Here is a 2,891-nt window from a genome sequence, read left to right on the forward strand (position 1 = left end):
TTCGCCGGGCCCGGCACCCCCGTCCTGCTGGAGGCGGCGGCCGCCGCCGAGCTCGCCGCCGCCGTCGGCGCCGCCCTGGACAATGTGCGCAAGCACGCGGGCGAGGGGGCGCAGGCCTGGATCCTGCTGGAGGACGAGCCCGAAGAGGTGATCGTCACCGTGCGGGACGACGGCCCCGGCATCCCCGAGGGCCGGCTCGCCGACGCCGAACGGGAGGGGCGGATGGGCGTCGCCCTGTCGATCCGCGGGCGGCTGAGGGACCTGGGCGGCAGCGCCGAGCTGGTGTCCGTCCCCGGCCAGGGCACGGAAGTCGAACTGAAGGTTCCACGGGGGAACGGGAAAGAACAGCGATGAGCGAAACGCAAGCCGAAGCACCCGCCGAGCACGCCGTGAGGGTCATGGTCGTCGACGACCACCCCATGTGGCGCGACGCCGTCGCCCGCGACCTGGCCGCCGCCGGGTACGACGTCGTGGCGACCGCCGGGGACGGCCCCGAGGCCGTACGCCGCGCGAAGGCCGCCGGCCCCGACGTCCTGGTCCTCGACCTCAACCTGCCCGGCCTGCCCGGCGTGGCCGTCTGCAAGGAGCTCGTGGGGGAGAACCCCGCGCTGCGCGTCCTCGTCCTCTCCGCCAGCGGCGAGCACGCCGACGTGCTGGAGGCCGTCAAGTCCGGCGCCACCGGCTACCTGCTGAAGTCGGCCAGCACGCAGGAGCTCGTGGACGCCGTCCGGCGCACCGCCGCGGGCGACCCCGTCTTCACCCCCGGCCTCGCCGGACTCGTCCTCGGCGAGTACCGGCGGCTGGCCGCCGACCCCGCCCCGGCCGCGCCCGACGAGCCCAAGGCGCCCCGGCTGACCGACCGCGAGACCGAGGTGCTGCGCCTCGTCGCCAAGGGTCTGTCGTACAAGCAGATTGCCGAGCGGCTGGTTATTTCCCACCGCACGGTGCAGAACCATGTGCAGAACACCTTGGGCAAGCTCCAGTTGCACAACCGCGTGGAGCTCGTGCGCTACGCGATAGAGCGAGGTCTCGACGACGCCTGACCTTGACCCGGCCGGGCGTCCTCCGGCTGAAGGAGAGTGTCATGCGGATCGGAGTGCTGACCGGCGGCGGTGACTGCCCCGGGCTCAACGCGGTCATCCGCGCCGTCGTCCGCAAGGGCGTCCAGGACCATTCCTACGACTTCATCGGCTACCGGGACGGCTGGCGCGGCCTCCTCCACGGCGCCACGTCCCGGCTCGACATCCCCGCCGTGCGCGGCATCCTCCCGCGCGGCGGCACCGTGCTCGGCTCCTCGCGCACCAACCCCTTCAAGGAACCCGGCGGCATCCGCCGCATCCGCGAGCACCTCGCCGCGGACGAGGTCGACGCCCTCGTCGCCATCGGCGGCGAGGACACCCTCGGCGTCGCCGCGCTCCTGTGGGCCGAGCACGGCATCCCGTGCGTCGGCGTTCCCAAGACCATCGACAACGACCTCTCGGCCACCGACTACACCTTCGGCTTCGACACCGCCGTCGGCATCGCCACCGAGGCCATCGACCGGCTCCACACCACCGCCGAGTCCCACATGCGCGTCCTCGTCGTGGAGGTCATGGGCCGGCACGCCGGCTGGATCGCCCTGCACTCCGGCCTCGCCGGCGGGGCCAACGTCATCCTCATCCCCGAGCAGCGCTTCGACCTCGACGAGATCTGCGGCTGGGTCACCTCCCGCTTCCGCGCCAGCTACGCGCCCATCGTGGTGGTCGCGGAGGGTGCCATGCCCAAGGACGGCGACCTCGTCCTCAAGGACGGCTCGTCCCACGACGCCTTCGGGCACGTGCGGCTCTCCGGCGTCGGGGAGTGGCTCGCGAAGGAGATCGAACGGCGTACGGGCAAGGAGGCGCGGACCACCGTCCTGGGCCACGTCCAGCGGGGCGGCACGCCCAGCGCGTTCGACCGGTGGCTGGCGACGCGGTTCGGGCTGCACGCGATCGACGCGGTGCGGGAGCGGGACTTCGGGCGGATGGTGGCCCTGCGGGGGACGGACATCGTGCGTGTGCCTCTGGCCGAGGCCACGGCCCGTCTGAAGACCGTGCCGGTCGGGCGGTACGAGGAGGTGAAGGTGTTCTTCGGCTGAGGCCGGTCGTCCCGCGCCTTCGGCGCGGTCTCGCCCGCCCACCCGCCCAATTGCCCGGAACGTTGCCGGCAACAGCATGACGTTTCCCGTAACGGGCGGGCGGGTGGGACGGCCCCGCCGCGGAGCGGCGGGTCAGACCAGGACGGCGGCCAGCAGTTCGGAGATGATCGCGGCACCGTCCAAGGTCAGGACCGACTCCGGATGGAACTGCACGCCGGCGAAACCGGGCCCACGGAGGGCGTGCACGTCACCCGTCGCCGCATCCCGGCTCAGCTCCACCCGGTGCATCGCGAGCTCCCCCTCCGCGGCAGCGGTACACCGCGCGGTGAACGTGTTGTAGAAACCGACGGTCTCGGGCCGCCCGAAGAAGTCGATCCGCTCCTGCGCCCCCTGGTACGGCACGTCCTTGCGGACGATCTCCAGCCCCAGCTCCGCCGCGATCAGCTCGTGCCCCAGGCACACGCCCAGGAGGCCGTGCCGGTGGCCGCGCAGGAGCTCCGCCGCGAGGGCGCGGAGCAGCCGCATCTTCGGGTCGGCCGCGTCGGAGGGGTTGCCGGGGCCGGGGCCCAGCACGACGGGGCCCTCGTGGGCGAGGGCGGCCGCGCGCAGGCCGGGGTCGTCGTAGCGCCGTACGGTCACCTCCAGGCCGGACGTGCGCAGCAGGTGGGCCAGCATGGCCGTGAAGGTGTCCTCGCCGTCGATCACCAGGGCGTGCCCGGTCAGCCGGGCGGTGGAAGCCGTGGCGGCGGTCTCCGTGGCCTGCATGCGCAGCCAG

At 73.2% G+C, this 2,891-nt stretch carries 4 protein-coding genes; 3 read left to right on the top strand and 1 reads right to left on the bottom strand.

The window, feature by feature from the left end:
* The 3 genes from V7793_RS36025 to V7793_RS36035 form a co-directional block, all read left to right on the top strand.
* Window positions 1–354, top strand: a 354-nt coding sequence (locus V7793_RS36025) for a sensor histidine kinase (RefSeq protein WP_336013890.1), incomplete at its 5' end; no start/stop codon positions are given.
* On the top strand, window positions 351–1,043 hold the full coding sequence (locus V7793_RS36030) for a response regulator transcription factor (RefSeq protein WP_336013891.1): 693 nt from the start codon (window positions 351–353) through the stop codon (window positions 1,041–1,043). The genes V7793_RS36025 and V7793_RS36030, both read left to right, overlap by 4 nt.
* A gap of 41 nt (window positions 1,044–1,084) precedes the next feature.
* Window positions 1,085–2,116, top strand: coding sequence for a 6-phosphofructokinase (locus tag V7793_RS36035; RefSeq protein ID WP_336013893.1), 1,032 nt, complete (start codon window positions 1,085–1,087; stop codon window positions 2,114–2,116).
* Window positions 2,117–2,248: 132 nt separating this feature from the next.
* Here V7793_RS36035 and V7793_RS36040 read toward each other — a convergent pair.
* Window positions 2,249–2,891: aminodeoxychorismate/anthranilate synthase component II (locus V7793_RS36040; protein ID WP_336013895.1), on the bottom strand; the 643-nt coding region annotated here is incomplete at its 5' end.

Source organism: Streptomyces sp. KLMMK, from assembly GCF_036961605.1.
GTDB classification, from domain to species: Bacteria; Actinomycetota; Actinomycetes; order Streptomycetales; family Streptomycetaceae; genus Streptomyces; species Streptomyces telluris.

Coding starts and splice junctions, on each gene's coding strand:
- V7793_RS36030 (WP_336013891.1), top strand. CDS start 351: ATGAGCGAAACGCAAGCCGAAGCACCCGCCGAGCACGCCGTGAGGGTC.
- V7793_RS36035 (WP_336013893.1), top strand. CDS start 1,085: ATGCGGATCGGAGTGCTGACCGGCGGCGGTGACTGCCCCGGGCTCAAC.